Below are 14,827 nucleotides of genomic sequence, written 5' to 3'. Positions count from 1 at the left end.
ACCGATGGGGATTAACCATACTCGGGTTTAGCTTTCCATGAATTAGATTTAGGATTTCTTCCAGCCAATTGAAAATCCCTCTCTTGAAAATCAGGTCATCATGTACTTATAACCTTCAACGATTTAAGTTTAATATTATGTATTTACTTAGCGATAGTATAAAAAACTTTTGCTGTAATGTCAATTATATCGCTTAAAAGATAGAAGATGATTGGTGATTACTTTTAATATCGTCAACAGTGGAACAGCAATAATCATTCCGATCACCCCAAATAATTCCCCACCAAGCAACAAAGCAAAAATAATCGCGACAGGGTGAATGTTAATGCTTTTTCCAACGATATACGGTGATAGTAAATTGCTTTCAATTAACTGGATCACAAAAATACTGATCAGCACAAAGATCACCATCTTGCCTGACGTCATAAAAGTGATCGCAACTGCTGGTACAGCGCCAATAATCGGTCCGAAATAAGGAATAATGTTCGTTAAACCCATAATAATCGCTAACAACAGTGCGTATTTGACTTTTAGGAAATAAAATACGAGAAACGTTGTTAAACTGACAAATAGACAGACAATCAATTGACCACGGATATAGTTACCTAGGCTTTCATCAATCGCGTGAATCATAATGCTTGACTGTCCCCGATATTTCTGTGGGATAAACTTTTTAAAAAAAGATTTGATTTTATGATAATCCTTTAAATAGTAAAATACTAAAACAGGAATAACGGTAATGATCACAATCATGTCAAATATTTTTGTGAATCCGCCGACCAATTTCGTCAGTACATTATCCATCGAATTTTCTACCTGGTTTATGATCTGATCCATTTTATCATGAACGGCTTCTGGTAAAAATGACGTATATTCATATAGACGATAGATTAAATCTTGGTATGTCGCAATAAATTGTGGTAAATGCTCATTGAGATCATATAACTGATGAACCATCGCAGGATATACACGGTAAAACAAATAGGCAGCCCCACCAAAGAACAGCAAATAAACGAACAGAATTGCCAGACCTTTCGGTATATGAAATTCGTGGATTTTTTTGATCACAGGATAAAGCAAATAGGCAATCAGACAGGAAATCAAAAACGGCAGGAAAAGATGCCACAAAAACGAAAAAACAATTTTATATAATGGAAACAATTTAACGAGTAAATAAAAGAATAAAAAAACAAAAATACCAATAATTAGCCAATATAAAAAAGCCAAGGCTTTTTTATTTTTAAACATGGCGCACCCTCCCCCCATCTATACAAAATTGAATCGTGATTTGTATTGTGGAGGGCGGTTACCATTCGATCCTTCGCTCATCTTCGGTAAAGATATCATCTAATGAACTTAATGAACCATCAGCCTCAACCTGATGAATCGTTAATTCATTATTGACAATGGCCATTTCGATATAACATGTCCAACAATAAAATTGCTGGGGACCAATCTTACCAATATTCCTTCCATTGCAATTCGGGCATCGCATCATCATAAAGTCTCCTCACAAATAGCTTCTTTATGATGTTATGCTAACCCGTTTTTTTATAAAATATACATTTTTAGTTTTTTGCAAGGATAGGAAATGGTAACTACATAAAGTCATATGGAGAAATTTCCTTTTCCGTTTCCCCTTCACTAACTGGGAGAGATTCATTTTCTATTCTGGTTATCAATTGTTCCTTTAGTGATGTGTAGCGATTATTTGTATCAACGGTTCGCACACCGCGGAGAAAGGCGTTCGCTTCTCCACATATGATGAGTGATTGCTTACTTCTAGTAATAGCTGTATATAGCAGATTTTTTCTTAGCATGCGTCTATAGGAAGATAATACAGGTAGAATAACGATGGGAAATTCACTACCTTGCGACTTATGAATCGAAATACAATAAGCATGCATGATGTTAATGTAATCCTTACGTTCATAAGCGACTTCTTTGTCTTCATACAAAATGACGAGTTGTTCGACGTTCTCCACATTTTCATCTTCTGTAAATATAGCGACAACCTCACCAATATCGCCGTTATAAACACCATCCTCGGGCTGATTAACAAGTTGAATCACTTTATCCCCTACCCGAAAAACCACATCTTTTCCTTTCACTTCCCGTTTTTGGTTGGTTTTTGGGTTGATTAATTGTTGTAGTTGTTGATTAATCATGGTTATTCCGGCCTGTGATCGATACATGGGGGCAAGCACCTGCATATCCCTTGGGTCAATCCCTTTTTCAATTGCTTTTTTAAATATGGTTGTGATTGCATCCAACATATGGTGTTCGTGACACGGAATAAAGCTGAAGTCCTTGGCATTTTGTAGTGTCGAAAATGTATCATTTTTTATCTCATGGGCAATTTGAATAATCTTTGAACCTTCTTTTTGCCGATATACCTCATTTAGGCTTACAAATGGAATTAATCCACTTCCAAGCAGATCGGATAAGACTTGGCCGGGACCGACAGACGGCAATTGATCCTCATCACCGACAATTAATACTTGCATGTCATCAGGAATCGCCTTAAACAGCTGATTAGCAAGCCAAATATCAACCATTGAAAACTCATCCACTATCAAAAATTTACCTGCCAGCTGTTCGTGTTCATTTTTCTCAAAGCCATTATGCCCGTCCCATCCCAGTAACCTATGGATCGTCACAGCCGGCAAATCAGTGGATTCATTTAATCTTTTTGCGGCACGCCCAGTTGGAGCTGTGAGGATAAACGGAAAATCTGCTTGGTTATCGTAATCTTTTGGCTGTAAGGACACCCCATGAATGGTTGCATAGGCATTGAGAATACCCTTAATTACCGTCGTTTTCCCTGTTCCAGGTCCACCTGTTACGATCATTACTTTTCCATGCAATGCCTGATCAATCGCATTAAACTGTTCTTTACCATAGCTCAACACTTCTTCTTCCTCAATATCCCCAATGATTTTCATCAATTCAGCTAATGGTGTTTCATGCTCGATCGGCTTTTTGATCAAACGTTGTAATTGGGAAACAAATCCGTCCTCAGCATAGTAAAGCGATGGTAAATACACTTTATCATTTTGCAGGATAATTGTTTTTGCCGTATTTAGTTCCTCTAATCGTTCCGTTATGATGGTTTCAGAAACTTCGTTGTTCGATAACAAGTCCAGCACCCGTTCGACACAGACCGCAACGGGTAAATAAACGTTTCCGTCTTTGACACTTCTTTGCATGACATAAATACACCCTGCACCAATTCGGTTTGGGTGTGACATGGATAATCCGTTTTGTCTGGCAATTTGATCGGCGGTCTGGAATCCAAATCCTTCAATATCAAACACATATTGATAGGGATCTTCCTCTAAGACATCGATAGCATTATCTTTATATTCCTGATATATTTTCTGTGCCATTTTTAGGCCGATCCCATGTCCCGATAAATAGACAACGATATGTTCAAAACCTTGATTTTCCTGAAGCGTTGTTGCCAGCTTTTCCGCGGTTTCTTTTTTTATTCCTGGAATAGTGGTTAACACTTTGGAATCGTTCAGGATCTTTTCAATCGCGCTCTCGCCAAGTGCATTGACAATCCGGGTAGCGGTTTTTTCACCGACACCATAAAATAAATCACTGGACAAGTAGGCAATCAGCCCGTCACTTGTCTCGGGAATGAAGGTTTGATAGGAGCTGACTTTATACTGTAGTCCGAATTTGGCATGCTTCTCGAATACCCCATAGAAAGTGTAGGTTGTTTGTTCCTGCAGGTTGGAAAAGTAGCCCTTAGCAACAATTTCTTTTTCTTTATAATCTTCATTTGTCTCGTGTATTTTAATTTTCGCTATTGAAAAATGCTCTGTTTCGTTATGAAAGATCGTATACAGAAGTTCTCCCTTCACATACCCTTGTACTTCATCAGCATGCGCTTTTGTTTCCATGCAAACCAACCCCAAATCTATTACTATTCGTCTTCCTTGATTAAGGATTCCGCATTTTTCTTGCCGTTTGCTGCTAATAGATGGTCCGGCTGAATGCGTAGTGCTTCATCAAAATGATGTAATGCTTCCATAAGCTGATCATGAAAAAGAGAAATGACGCCCAAATTATAATGGGCATCACTATGATCCACATTCTTTTTTAATACTTCTTTAAACACAGGTTCCGCTTCTGCAATATAATCGCTTTGCGCCAGTGAAAGACCATATTGAAAAAGCACTTCCTCATCATCTACGTTTAATTCAGAGGCACGAAGAAAATAAGGGATAGCCAGTTTATATTGCTCCTGGTCTTGCAATGTTAATCCGAGCATATAATAAACATCTGCTTCTTCAAGTCCTAATTCAATTGCTTTTTGGAAGCTTTCCTGGGCTTTGACGTATTGTGATTGCTCAAAATATAGATTTCCAAGACCATAATATGCGGTTGGTGCGGCAGGATCATGTTTGATTGCTTCATCGAAAAAAGCTTGTGCACGTTCATAATCATTCATGTGTAATAACAGATTACCGAAATTAATATAGCCAACCGGATCTTGCGGGTTTTCCTCGATGATTTCCGTGAAAAGCGCTGCCGCTTCTTCATATTTATTTTCCTGCATATAATGGATCGCTTGTGTATTCTTATCCACGCTAAAAAACACTCCCTAAAATATTAACCTACATAATCAAGATAATGATCATCTTTAAATACTTCATCAATGGTACCGCCGCCTAAACAAACGTCACCATCATAAAAAACAACTGCCTGACCTGGTGTGATGGCGCGCGTGCTTTCTGCAAATACAACATCTACATGGCCATTTTCCAGTACAGTTACTGTAACAGGACTGTCTGCTTGACGATAGCGGAATTTGGCTGTACATGTGAATGTTTCCTGTACTAAGTCTGGATTAATCCAATTGACGTCTGTCGCGATCAGTCTGTCGGAATACAATTTATCGTTGCTGTAGCCTTGTTCTACATAAAGGATGTTAGCTTGTAAATTTTTACCGACGACAAACCATGGGTCGCCTGATCCACCGATACCAAGCCCTTGACGTTGGCCAATCGTGTAATACATTAATCCATCATGACGACCTTTCACCGTGCCTTCTAAGGTTTGCATTTCACCGGACTGTGCAGGCAAATACTCACTTAAGAATTGCTTGAAATTACGCTCACCAATGAAACAAATGCCTGTGCTATCTTTCTTGTCCGCTGTAACCAATCCATGTTCCTTAGCAATCTCTCTTACTTTTGGTTTCGGTAAATCTCCTAATGGAAACATGACTTTTGCCAGTACATCCTCAGTCAATTGGTTAAGGAAATAAGTTTGATCCTTATTATCATCTGCACCGCGTAGCATTTCATAATGACCATTCGTTTTCCTGACTTGCGCATAATGTCCCGTTGCTAAATAATCCGCACCAAGGGAGATGGCGTGATCAAGAAACGCTTTAAATTTGATTTCTTTATTACACATAACATCTGGATTTGGTGTTCTTCCGGATTTGTATTCATCCAAAAAGTAGGTGAAAACTTTATCCCAGTACTGTTTTTCAAAGTTCACCGCATAATAAGGGATGTCTAGCTGATTGCAGACTCGGATTACATCATCATAATCTTCTGTTGCCGTACATACGCCAAATTCATCTGTATCATCCCAGTTTTTCATGAAAATGCCGACCACATCATAGCCTTGTTCCTTCAATAATAATGCTGCAACAGATGAATCAACTCCACCACTCATGCCTACGACTACACGTATATCTTTATTATCTTTCATTTTGCTCACAATCCTTTTTAAGCTGTTAATCGTTTTACGATTTTCGCAACGCGTTTTGCTGCTTCTTTTGTATTTTCCGTTGTATTGTATGCCCCAAAGCTAAACCGAATCGAATTCGTTGTGCAGGCATTATTTGTACCAAACATGGCTGCTAGAACATGAGATGGTTCAACTGATCCCGCTGTACATGCACTTCCACTGGAAGCTGCAATGCCATCCAAGTCAAAATTCGTGAGCAGTGTTTCCACGTTTGTACCTGGAAAGCTTAGATTTACAATCGATGGAATCGTTGAATCAAGATCCCCATTCACATAGAACACTACATCATTTTCCTGTAATGCTTGCATAAATAATTCCTTATATTCCTGGTAGCGCACGCTTCGCTGTTGTTTATCTTCCATCACCAGCTCTACCGCTTTTTGAAAACCTGCCGCTCCCACAACATTTTCTGTTCCTGGTCGCCGTTTTCGTTCCTGTTCCCCGCCAAATTGCAGTGCTTGTAACGGAATCGTTTCATCCGCATAGAGGAAACCAATTCCTTTTGGTCCATTTACTTTATGAGCAGAGGCGGTCAGCATATCTATGCCCATTTCTTTTACATCGATGGATAACAAACCAAATGCTTGTACCGCATCCGTGTGGAAATAGGCCTGATGGTCTGCGAGAAGTTGGCCAATCTCTTCAATCGGCTGGATTACACCTGTTTCATTATTAACATACATGATGGAAACGAGAATGGTTGCATCGGTTAATGCTTCCTTCAGATCAGCTATTTTAATTTTCCCATCTTCATACACCGGCAAATAGGTTACATCAAATCCCTGTTTTTCCAACATTTCTGCAGTATGGAGTGTTGCATGATGTTCTTGTACGGTAGTGATAATGTGGTTGCCCTTTTCGCGATTACCATAGGCAGTGCCAATCAATGCGAGATTGTCTGCTTCCGTCCCACCACTCGTAAAGATAATTTCCTTTTCATTCGCGTGAATGCTTTTCGCCATTACCCGTCTTGCTCCATCCAGCTGCTGTCTTGCTTTTCTGCCGAATGAATGCACACTGGACGGGTTACCGAATATCTCTGTATATACCGGATACATCGCATCGATTACTGCTTTACCCATCGGTGTTGTTGCAGCATGATCTAAATAAATTTGTTCCATCATTAACTTTCCTTCCTAATCAAAACTGGCTTAAATATAAAACATGTAAGCTTCTTTTGGATCATCATCATCTTCATAGTGGGATAAATAATCCAGTGTCGTTGTATCCAGTACATCTTTTACTGCGTCTCGAACGCGCATCCATAATGCCTGCTTTGCTGGTGCTTCATCCTCAATGCCCTCCACTGGTGTAATCGGGCCTTCCAATACTCTTATAATGTCACCAGATGTAATGTCCTCTGGTTCTTTTGCCAATACATATCCCCCATAGGCGCCCCGGATACTTTTAATCAATCCGGCATTTCTTAGCGGGGACGCTAATTGTTCCAAATAATGCTCTGATAAATCATGATCACGAGCGATTGATTTCAGGGAGGTCGGTCCTTCCCCGTGCTTCTTTGCCAATGCGATCATGATGGTTAGACCATATTTTCCCTTAGTTGATATCTTCAATACACACACCTCTATTTTCATTACGTTCATTTGTGATTACTACTTGTATTTGATTAATATATGATATTATAGCATGAAACGCACCTATCTTGCATTTTACCAGAACTGATAAGTTATTTCATGAAGAAACTATTATTTATAAAGGACGTTATATATATGAAACAACAACCACTTGCATTAAGAATGAGACCAGCGCACATTGAAGATATTATTGGTCAGGAGCATCTTGTTGGCCCGAACAAAATTTTAAATAGGATGGTACAGGCGGAGCGTCTCGCATCGATGATCTTATTTGGTCCTCCGGGAACCGGGAAGACATCCATGGCAGTCGCATTGGCGAAAAGTCTTGGTAAACGTGTAAAAATGCTCAATGCTGTCACAGATAAAAAGAAAGATATGGAAATTGTCGTTGAAGAAGCCAAAATGATGGGACAGGTTGTATTAATTTTAGATGAAGTACATCGATTGGATAAAGCCAAACAGGACTTCTTGCTCCCCCACCTGGAGAGCAATCTCTTAACATTGATTGGCTGTACAACAAGTAATCCCTATCATTCCATCAATCCAGCGATTCGCAGCCGGTGTCACTTGTTTGAGCTCCATCCATTAACCGCTGACAATGTAAAAACAGCGATCAAACGAGCGATTGATGACCACACAAATGGTTACGGGGAGCTCGACATTGTGATGTCTGACGAGGCTTGCGATCACTTTGCAAATAGCGCAAACGGTGATATGCGCTCAGCTCTGAATGGATTGGAACTGGCGGTGTCCTCCACTCCTGAAAATGATAATAACCAAATTGTGATTGACCTACCAACTGCCGAGGAATGCATGCAAAAGAAGAGTTTTTCCCATGATAAAGGTGGGGATGCCCATTATGATGTGTTATCCGCTTTTCAGAAGTCTATCCGCGGAAGTGACGTCGATGCCGCCCTTCACTATTTAGGCAGACTAATTGAAGCTGGAGATATGGACAGTATTGCGAGACGCATGATTGTAATTGCATATGAAGATATTGGACTGGCTAATCCACAAGCAGGTCCGCGTGCGGTTGCTGCTGTACAAGCCGCTGAACGACTTGGATTCCCAGAGGCTCGCATTCCACTTAGTGTGGCGATTGTTGAGTTAAGTCTATCACCTAAATCAAATACTGCCTATAAAGCACTCGATGGAGCACTGGCAGATATTCGTAGCGGTAAAAGTGGAGAAATCCCAGCGCATTTAAAAGATTCTCACTATCAGGGAGCACAAAAGCTAGGCCGAGGAATCGATTATAAATATCCACACAACTACGATGGTGGATGGGTAGATCAGCAATACTTACCTGATTCTATAAAAAATAAACACTATTACAATCCGAAAAACTCAGCTAAATTTGAACAAGCATTAAAGCAGGTCTATGAGAAAATACAAAAAGATAGAAAAAATTGATAGACCAGCATGTATAATTTCCCATTTCAATGGCAACAATAAATATAAAATACAAAGTCTAGTGTATGTTGTTATTGAAAAAAGGAGATGAACAAACATGGTGAAAGTTAGACAGGATGCATGGTCACATGAGGATGATCTGCTATTGGCAGAGACCGTCCTACGCCATATTAGAGAAGGTAGTACACAATTAAATGCATTTGATGAAGTCGGTGATCAATTAAACCGGACATCAGCTGCGTGCGGTTTCCGCTGGAATGCTGAAGTTAGAATGAAATATGATCATGCTATTGATCTTGCAAAAAGACAGCGAAAAGAAAAGAAACGTGCCATGGTGTCAACGATAAACACAAGAAAGCCAGTTATTACATTACCAGCTATTGAAGACACACAAGGTAACCAAGACAATGAATCAGCACTCGTTATCGAAGAGGAAGAACCTACATTGACAATGGATGCTGTAATACGTTATTTAAAAGAAGTCAAAAAAGACTATCATGCTTCAAATCAATCAAAAGAGTCGTTGGAACTGGTACAATCTGAAAATGACAGCTTAAAAGAACAAGTAAACAATCTGGAAAAACTATTAAAACAAACAGAAACACAATTGACAACCATTCAAAATGATTACCAGTCATTTATCCAAATTATGGAACGGGCAAGAAAAATGACCGTGCTTGATGATCAAGGATCCGTTGCTGCACCGACCTTCCGCATGGATAAAAACGGTAATCTGGAGCAATTCGCTCACGGTTCGAATTAAATCAAAAGGGACGCGATACTCACCTCAGTGAATGATCGCGTCCCTTTCCTTATGTATACAATAAATCCCGATCGTGCCGTCTAATTTAGTTTTGATCCCGCTCCAGGCAGGTGGGTGCCCCGCTCTATGAAATTATTGTGCTTCCCGATATAAATAAAGGGCATGCACGCATCATAGAAACCATTCAGGCTCCCAAGTAATCAGTTGTTCGGTCAAAACGTATTGGATAGACGAACACATCAGGATTTATCGTCTTATTAATTTGTTCCTGCAATTATAATAACACAGCAACTAACTTTTTTCAATATTAGCGCAGCTGTTTTTGATGATTTTTTCCATTATCAATCTGCTTTTTTGTTGACTTGAATTGCTAACTCGTCCAATTGTGCGTCACTTACTTCGTTTGGCGCGTCTGTTAATAAATCAGATGCTGAAGCGGTCTTTGGAAATAGGATCGTATCCCGCAAGTTACTTCTTCCGGCTAACAACATGATAATTCTGTCTAACCCTAATGCCACTCCACCATGTGGTGGTGCCCCATACTCCAACGCTTCAAGCAAGAAGCCGAATTGCGATTGTGCTTCTTCTTCACTGAATCCAAGTACTTTAAACATCTTATCCTGCATATCCCGTTGGTAGTTTCTGATCGATCCGCCACCTAATTCATAACCATTTAACACGAGGTCATAGGCATTGGCACGAACACTCGCTGGGTCCGTTTCTAATTTATCATAGTCTGACTCAATCGGAGAGGTAAATGGATGATGGGCAGCAAAGTACCTGCCGGATTCCTCATCATATTCAAGTAACGGCCAATCGGTCACCCAGAGAAAGTTAAATTTCGATTCGTCAATCAGTTCTAACTGTTTACCTAATTTCAGGCGAAGCGCTCCTAAACTATCATAAACGACGGATGTTTTGTCAGCGACGAATAATAATAAGTCTCCATCACTGGCAGCAGCATGTGTGATCAAGTCCGCTTTTTCGTTGTCAGATAAGAATTTGGCGATTGGACCAGTTAATTCAGCTCCATCGAACTTCAGCCATGCTAACCCTTTTGCACCATATACCTTTACATTATCTGTTAACTTATCAATGTCTTTACGGGAAAATGCTGTTGCTTGCCCCTTTACATTTAATAGACAAACCTTGCCACCAGCTTCAATCGCTCCCTGGAACACTTTAAAGGATGACTGTGCCAATGTCTCAGACACATCGATTAGCTCCAGACCAAATCTGGTATCCGGTTTATCGGAACCAAAGCGGGCCATTGCTTCATCATATGGCATACGTTGCAAAGGTAATACCATATCGATACCTTTTACTTGTTTCATTACTTGCTTCATCATTTGTTCCGTCATTTCCATGATTTCATCACTTGTCATGAAGGAGGTTTCAATATCAATTTGCGTAAATTCCGGTTGACGGTCGGCGCGTAAATCTTCATCACGGAAGCAACGGGCAATCTGATAATATTTTTCAAATCCACCCATCATTATCAACTGTTTAAACAGCTGTGGTGATTGTGGCAATGCATAAAATTCACCTGCATGCACTCGGCTTGGGACCAAATAATCACGTGCCCCTTCTGGCGTACTTTTTGTTAAAATTGGTGTTTCCATTTCCATAAAGCCATCATCATTTAGAAAGTTTCTGACAGCCTGGGTTGTTTGATGACGCATTTTAAATGTTTCTTGTAAACTGCTTCTGCGCAAATCCATGTAGCGGTATTTCAAACGTAAATCCTCCGCTACATCTGTCTCATCTTTAATAGCAAATGGTGGTGTTTTCGATTTATTCAATACGACAATCTCGGAAGCAAGCACTTCAATTTTACCAGTTTTCATTGCTTTGTTGACTGTTGATTCATCCCTAAGGACTACTTTCCCCTGTACTTCAATCACATATTCTGTTCTTACCGTTTCAGCAATTTCCAATGCTTGTTTTGAAAAATCGGGGTTAAATACAACTTGCACAATGCCTGATTTATCACGGAAATCAATAAAGATTAACCCGCCCAAATCACGGCGTATTTGCACCCAGCCTTTTAATAATACTTGCTCATTGATGTCTTTTTCTCCTAATGTTCCTGCCATTATTCGCTTATGCATGTTCATTTCCTCCCAGAAGCTTTTCTTGCATGTTTTCCATTAAACTTGTTATTGGAATTTCCGCTTGTTCACCTGTTGCCATCTCTTTTACATTAACCACTTGTTTCTCCAGTTCGTCTTCACCTAATATCAGTACGTATTTCGCATTCAACCGATCAGCTGCCTTAAATTGACCTTTCATTTTACGCTCCTGGTAATCTTTATCGATTTGGATACCGTTCATTCGTAATTCGTGGACAAGTCGTACCGCTTCTTTACTTGCATCTTCTCCAACTGCAACAAGATAGCAATCCAGCTGCCTATCAATCGGCATTTCAACGTTCTCTGCTTCCAGTGCCATGATTAGGCGCTCGAGTCCCATGCCAAAGCCGATTCCTGGGGTGTCTGGTCCTCCTAATTCTTCCGCAAGCCCGTTATATCTGCCACCACCAGTTAGGGTTGTAATGGCACCAAATCCTTCTGCTTCGCTCATAATCTCAAAGGCAGTATGATTATAATAATCAAGTCCTCGAACAAGATTTTTATCTACTACATAATCAATGTCCATCATGGTTAAATAATCCTGCACCTGGTCAAAGTATGCTTTGGATGCTTCATTTAAATAATCTAAAATGGATGGCGCGGTCTTCATTGCCGGATGATCTTTATCCGTTTTACAGTCTAGTATGCGTAACGGATTCTGTGTTAACCGTGTTTGGCAGTCGTGACATAATTCATCTTTAACCGGTGTAAAGTGATCGACAAGTGCTTGTCTGTGACTTGCTCTACTTTCGTTGTCACCTAATGAATTAATCACTAACTTCAATGATTTTAAGCCTAGTTTTTTATAAATGGTCATCGCCAGGTCAATAACTTCTGCATCAACAGCCGGGTCAGCACTTCCCATGACTTCCACACCAAATTGATTTAATTGGCGCATTCTTCCTTTTTGCGGACGTTCGTACCGGAACATCTGTGCAAAATAATATAATTTAACCGGTTGATTGGGATTACCGAACAACTTATTTTCTACAAATGCGCGTACAACGGAAGCCGTTCCTTCAGGGCGTAATGTTAAGCTTCTGCCACCCCGGTCATCAAACGTATACATTTCCTTTTGCACGATATCTGTTGAATCACCAACTCCACGTTGGAATACTTCGGTATGTTCGAATAACGGTGTCCGAATTTCCTCAAAATGGAACCTATTGCACACATTTTTAATTTGCTCTTCCACAAACTGCCATTTTCTTGCTTGTTCCGGTAAAATATCAACCGTACCTCTTGGTGCTTTCAACTTCATCCGAAATACCCCCTGTTTTAATTTTACTATTTAAGAAAACATAAAAAACCCCCGTCCCCTAAATAAATAAGGGACGAGAGTTTACCCGCGTTGCCACCCTGATTGATGTATATCAAATACATCCGCTCTTCACAGTTAACGCCTGCAAGACGTCCATATCTACTTGATTCGATATAGATCCTCGGGAATGTCTTTCATTAGACCATCCCGCGAAAATGCTCTCAGCCAATGACATTTTCTCTCTTTTCGGTTGGTATCCAATTACTTTTTCCTTCAACGGTTTTTCATTATTTATGTTTATCTTCGTGTTCATCATAAGTGATTATTTAAATTCATTTGAATGATTATTATCTTAATCTTTACACGGTTGAATGTCAAGCACGATTCATTTTCTTCTTCAACATCCTTACTTCTCCAAGTGTTATTCCCAGTTCCTGTGCAATTTCCATATGATTATAATCCGCTTCTATTTCCATAAATCGATGTAAGTTCACACCGAAGATTTCTTTATTATGAGAAGTATTCCATTGGTTTTCATGTAATCGCATGTCAAAACCCTCCCTATGCTCCTTAGCTTTGCCTAAATGGAGGGATTTTATTATACTAGTAGTAATTAGGGGGGAATTTCTTTGCGGCTAAAAAGAAGCATCATCATATGGATTGGTTTGTTTTTTACCTTTTTTATTATACCTGACACCATTTATGCTGATAAGGCGGTTGTTATGACGGACCAATTAAACATTAGAGGTGGTCCAGGAACAGACTTTGATATTATTGGACAAGCCAATACAACGGATATATTCCCTATTATTAGCGAACAAAATGATTGGGTAGAAATCGAACTCGACGATCAAACAGGCTGGGTGCTGACTGAATACATAACGATCGAGCAAGAAGCCGAAGAACAACCAGCTATAAGTCAACAGACAACAGAGCAGACTACTAAATCGGAATCAATCATCATCCAATACGATCATACACAATTGCGAGAAGGACCATCTACTGATGAGAAAATTACTCAATTTGTTGATAAAGGAGCGAAATTCAAGGTTGTTTCCGAGGATGACGACTGGTATGAAATTTCTGGTGATGATGTCAGTGGATATGTATCAAAACAACTTGTAAAAACCGACCCACCAACTACCCCTACCGGTTTAAAAAACAAAACAATCGTTATTGATGCTGGACATGGCGGGAAGGATGTCGGTGCAATTGGCGCCACAGGGGTTTATGAAAAAGATGTCGTTGATTTAACTGCAAAACAACTAGAGCAGGAACTTGGCATGCTTGGCGCTAACGTTCTTATCACAAGACCTGAGGATAAGTTTATATCATTAGGTAGTCGGATCGCTTTTTCCAATGTGATGGAAACAGATGCATTTATCAGTATTCATTACAACAGTGTGCCTGAATTGCCAAGCGTTTCCGGTATCGAAACATATTATTACAGTGAACAAAACAAACGACTGGCTAATGAGATTCAGCAAGAAATCATTAAAGAAACTGAAGCAAACAGCCGTGGGACAGCGCAGGGAGACTTTGCAGTACTCAGACAAAATTTTAAACCTGCCATCTTAATTGAACTCGGCTTTATATCCAATCCAGACGATGAAGCATTACTTGGCACGACAGCCTACCAACAAAAAATTGTTTCAGGCATAGCAAATGGTTTAAGAAAGTATTTTTCAAATTAATGTGATCGACGTGATTTCTATCTATACATTAAACACCCACAAGCTTTTGATACTTGTGGGTGTTAGTCTAAGTTTCGATGAGAATACTTATAAAGTGAAACTTCATTCGGTGGGAGTTTTCTTCCACCCGGGATTACCGGTTTTTTGGTCACTAAAACCGTTGATTTCCACTGCAGGCGGACGCTTTCCGTTCC

The 14,827-nt window shown here is 39.8% G+C and carries 13 protein-coding genes, 1 other RNA gene and 2 other annotated features (1 of these 16 only partly in view); of the genes, 3 read left to right on the top strand and 11 right to left on the bottom strand.

The annotated features are described in order from the left end of the window. Positions 1–128 (bottom strand) — a binding site (T-box leader) (it extends 88 nt beyond the left edge of the window). Positions 129–180: 52 nt separating this feature from the next. From JOC34_RS01065 to cymR, 7 genes are all read right to left on the bottom strand, one after another. Continuing rightward, the gene (locus tag JOC34_RS01065) at positions 181–1,248 is read right to left on the bottom strand and encodes an AI-2E family transporter (RefSeq protein WP_205134858.1); all 1,068 of its coding nucleotides are present in this window, start codon (positions 1,246–1,248) and stop codon (positions 181–183) included. A gap of 58 nt (positions 1,249–1,306) precedes the next feature. Next, the gene (locus tag JOC34_RS01060) at positions 1,307–1,498 is read right to left on the bottom strand and encodes a hypothetical protein (RefSeq protein ID WP_205134857.1); all 192 of its coding nucleotides are present in this window, start codon (positions 1,496–1,498) and stop codon (positions 1,307–1,309) included. 100 nt (positions 1,499–1,598) lie between these two features. After that, positions 1,599–3,911: an SF1B family DNA helicase RecD2 gene (gene recD2, locus JOC34_RS01055; protein ID WP_205134856.1), complete on the bottom strand. Its 2,313-nt coding sequence runs from the start codon at positions 3,909–3,911 to the stop codon at positions 1,599–1,601. A 23-nt stretch (positions 3,912–3,934) separates the two neighbouring features. Beyond that, positions 3,935–4,600 (bottom strand): tetratricopeptide repeat protein, encoded by a 666-nt coding sequence (locus tag JOC34_RS01050; RefSeq protein ID WP_205134855.1) that lies wholly within the window; start codon positions 4,598–4,600, stop codon positions 3,935–3,937. A 23-nt stretch (positions 4,601–4,623) separates the two neighbouring features. Further along, positions 4,624–5,736 carry a tRNA 2-thiouridine(34) synthase MnmA gene (gene mnmA / locus JOC34_RS01045; RefSeq protein WP_205134854.1) on the bottom strand — a complete coding sequence of 371 codons (1,113 nt, stop codon included), beginning with the start codon at positions 5,734–5,736 and terminating at the stop codon, positions 4,624–4,626. A gap of 17 nt (positions 5,737–5,753) precedes the next feature. Next, complete coding sequence (locus JOC34_RS01040) at positions 5,754–6,896, bottom strand: cysteine desulfurase family protein (protein ID WP_205135897.1); 1,143 nt, start codon at positions 6,894–6,896, stop codon at positions 5,754–5,756. Between the two features lie 30 nt (positions 6,897–6,926). Beyond that, the gene (cymR, locus tag JOC34_RS01035) at positions 6,927–7,349 is read right to left on the bottom strand and encodes a cysteine metabolism transcriptional regulator CymR (protein WP_205134853.1); all 423 of its coding nucleotides are present in this window, start codon (positions 7,347–7,349) and stop codon (positions 6,927–6,929) included. Between the two features lie 156 nt (positions 7,350–7,505). Here cymR and JOC34_RS01030 point away from each other — a divergent pair, with 156 nt between their 5' ends. Both JOC34_RS01030 and JOC34_RS01025 read left to right on the top strand, forming a co-directional pair. Continuing rightward, positions 7,506–8,783, top strand: a complete 1,278-nt coding sequence (locus tag JOC34_RS01030) for a replication-associated recombination protein A (RefSeq protein ID WP_205134852.1) — start codon at positions 7,506–7,508, stop codon at positions 8,781–8,783. Positions 8,784–8,880: 97 nt separating this feature from the next. After that, positions 8,881–9,546: an RsfA family transcriptional regulator gene (locus tag JOC34_RS01025; protein WP_205134851.1), complete on the top strand. Its 666-nt coding sequence runs from the start codon at positions 8,881–8,883 to the stop codon at positions 9,544–9,546. Positions 9,547–9,606: 60 nt separating this feature from the next. On the opposite strand, the gene ssrS is transcribed toward JOC34_RS01025, so the two are convergent. The 4 genes from ssrS to JOC34_RS01005 form a co-directional block, all read right to left on the bottom strand. Beyond that, a non-coding RNA gene (gene ssrS / locus JOC34_RS01020) (6S RNA) lies at positions 9,607–9,795 on the bottom strand. Positions 9,796–9,887: 92 nt separating this feature from the next. Continuing rightward, the gene (aspS, locus tag JOC34_RS01015; protein ID WP_205134850.1) at positions 9,888–11,657 is read right to left on the bottom strand and encodes an aspartate--tRNA ligase; all 1,770 of its coding nucleotides are present in this window, start codon (positions 11,655–11,657) and stop codon (positions 9,888–9,890) included. After that, complete coding sequence (hisS, locus tag JOC34_RS01010) at positions 11,650–12,939, bottom strand: histidine--tRNA ligase (protein ID WP_205134849.1); 1,290 nt, start codon at positions 12,937–12,939, stop codon at positions 11,650–11,652. Before hisS ends, aspS begins: the two co-directional genes overlap by 8 nt. Before the next feature lie 66 nt (positions 12,940–13,005). Further along, positions 13,006–13,225, bottom strand: a binding site (T-box leader). Positions 13,226–13,313: 88 nt separating this feature from the next. Then, on the bottom strand, positions 13,314–13,487 hold the full coding sequence (locus tag JOC34_RS01005; protein ID WP_205134848.1) for a hypothetical protein: 174 nt from the start codon (positions 13,485–13,487) through the stop codon (positions 13,314–13,316). 81 nt (positions 13,488–13,568) lie between these two features. Here JOC34_RS01005 and JOC34_RS01000 point away from each other — a divergent pair, with 81 nt between their 5' ends. Further along, complete coding sequence (locus JOC34_RS01000; protein WP_205134847.1) at positions 13,569–14,633, top strand: N-acetylmuramoyl-L-alanine amidase family protein; 1,065 nt, start codon at positions 13,569–13,571, stop codon at positions 14,631–14,633. Positions 14,634–14,827: the final 194 nt, after the last annotated feature.

This window comes from Virgibacillus halotolerans (genome assembly GCF_016908515.1).
In the GTDB taxonomy this organism is placed as follows: Bacteria; Bacillota; Bacilli; order Bacillales; family Amphibacillaceae; genus Virgibacillus_M; species Virgibacillus_M halotolerans.
The sequence above is the reverse complement of the archived record's forward strand: the minus strand, read 5'-3'. Positions and strand labels throughout refer to the sequence as shown.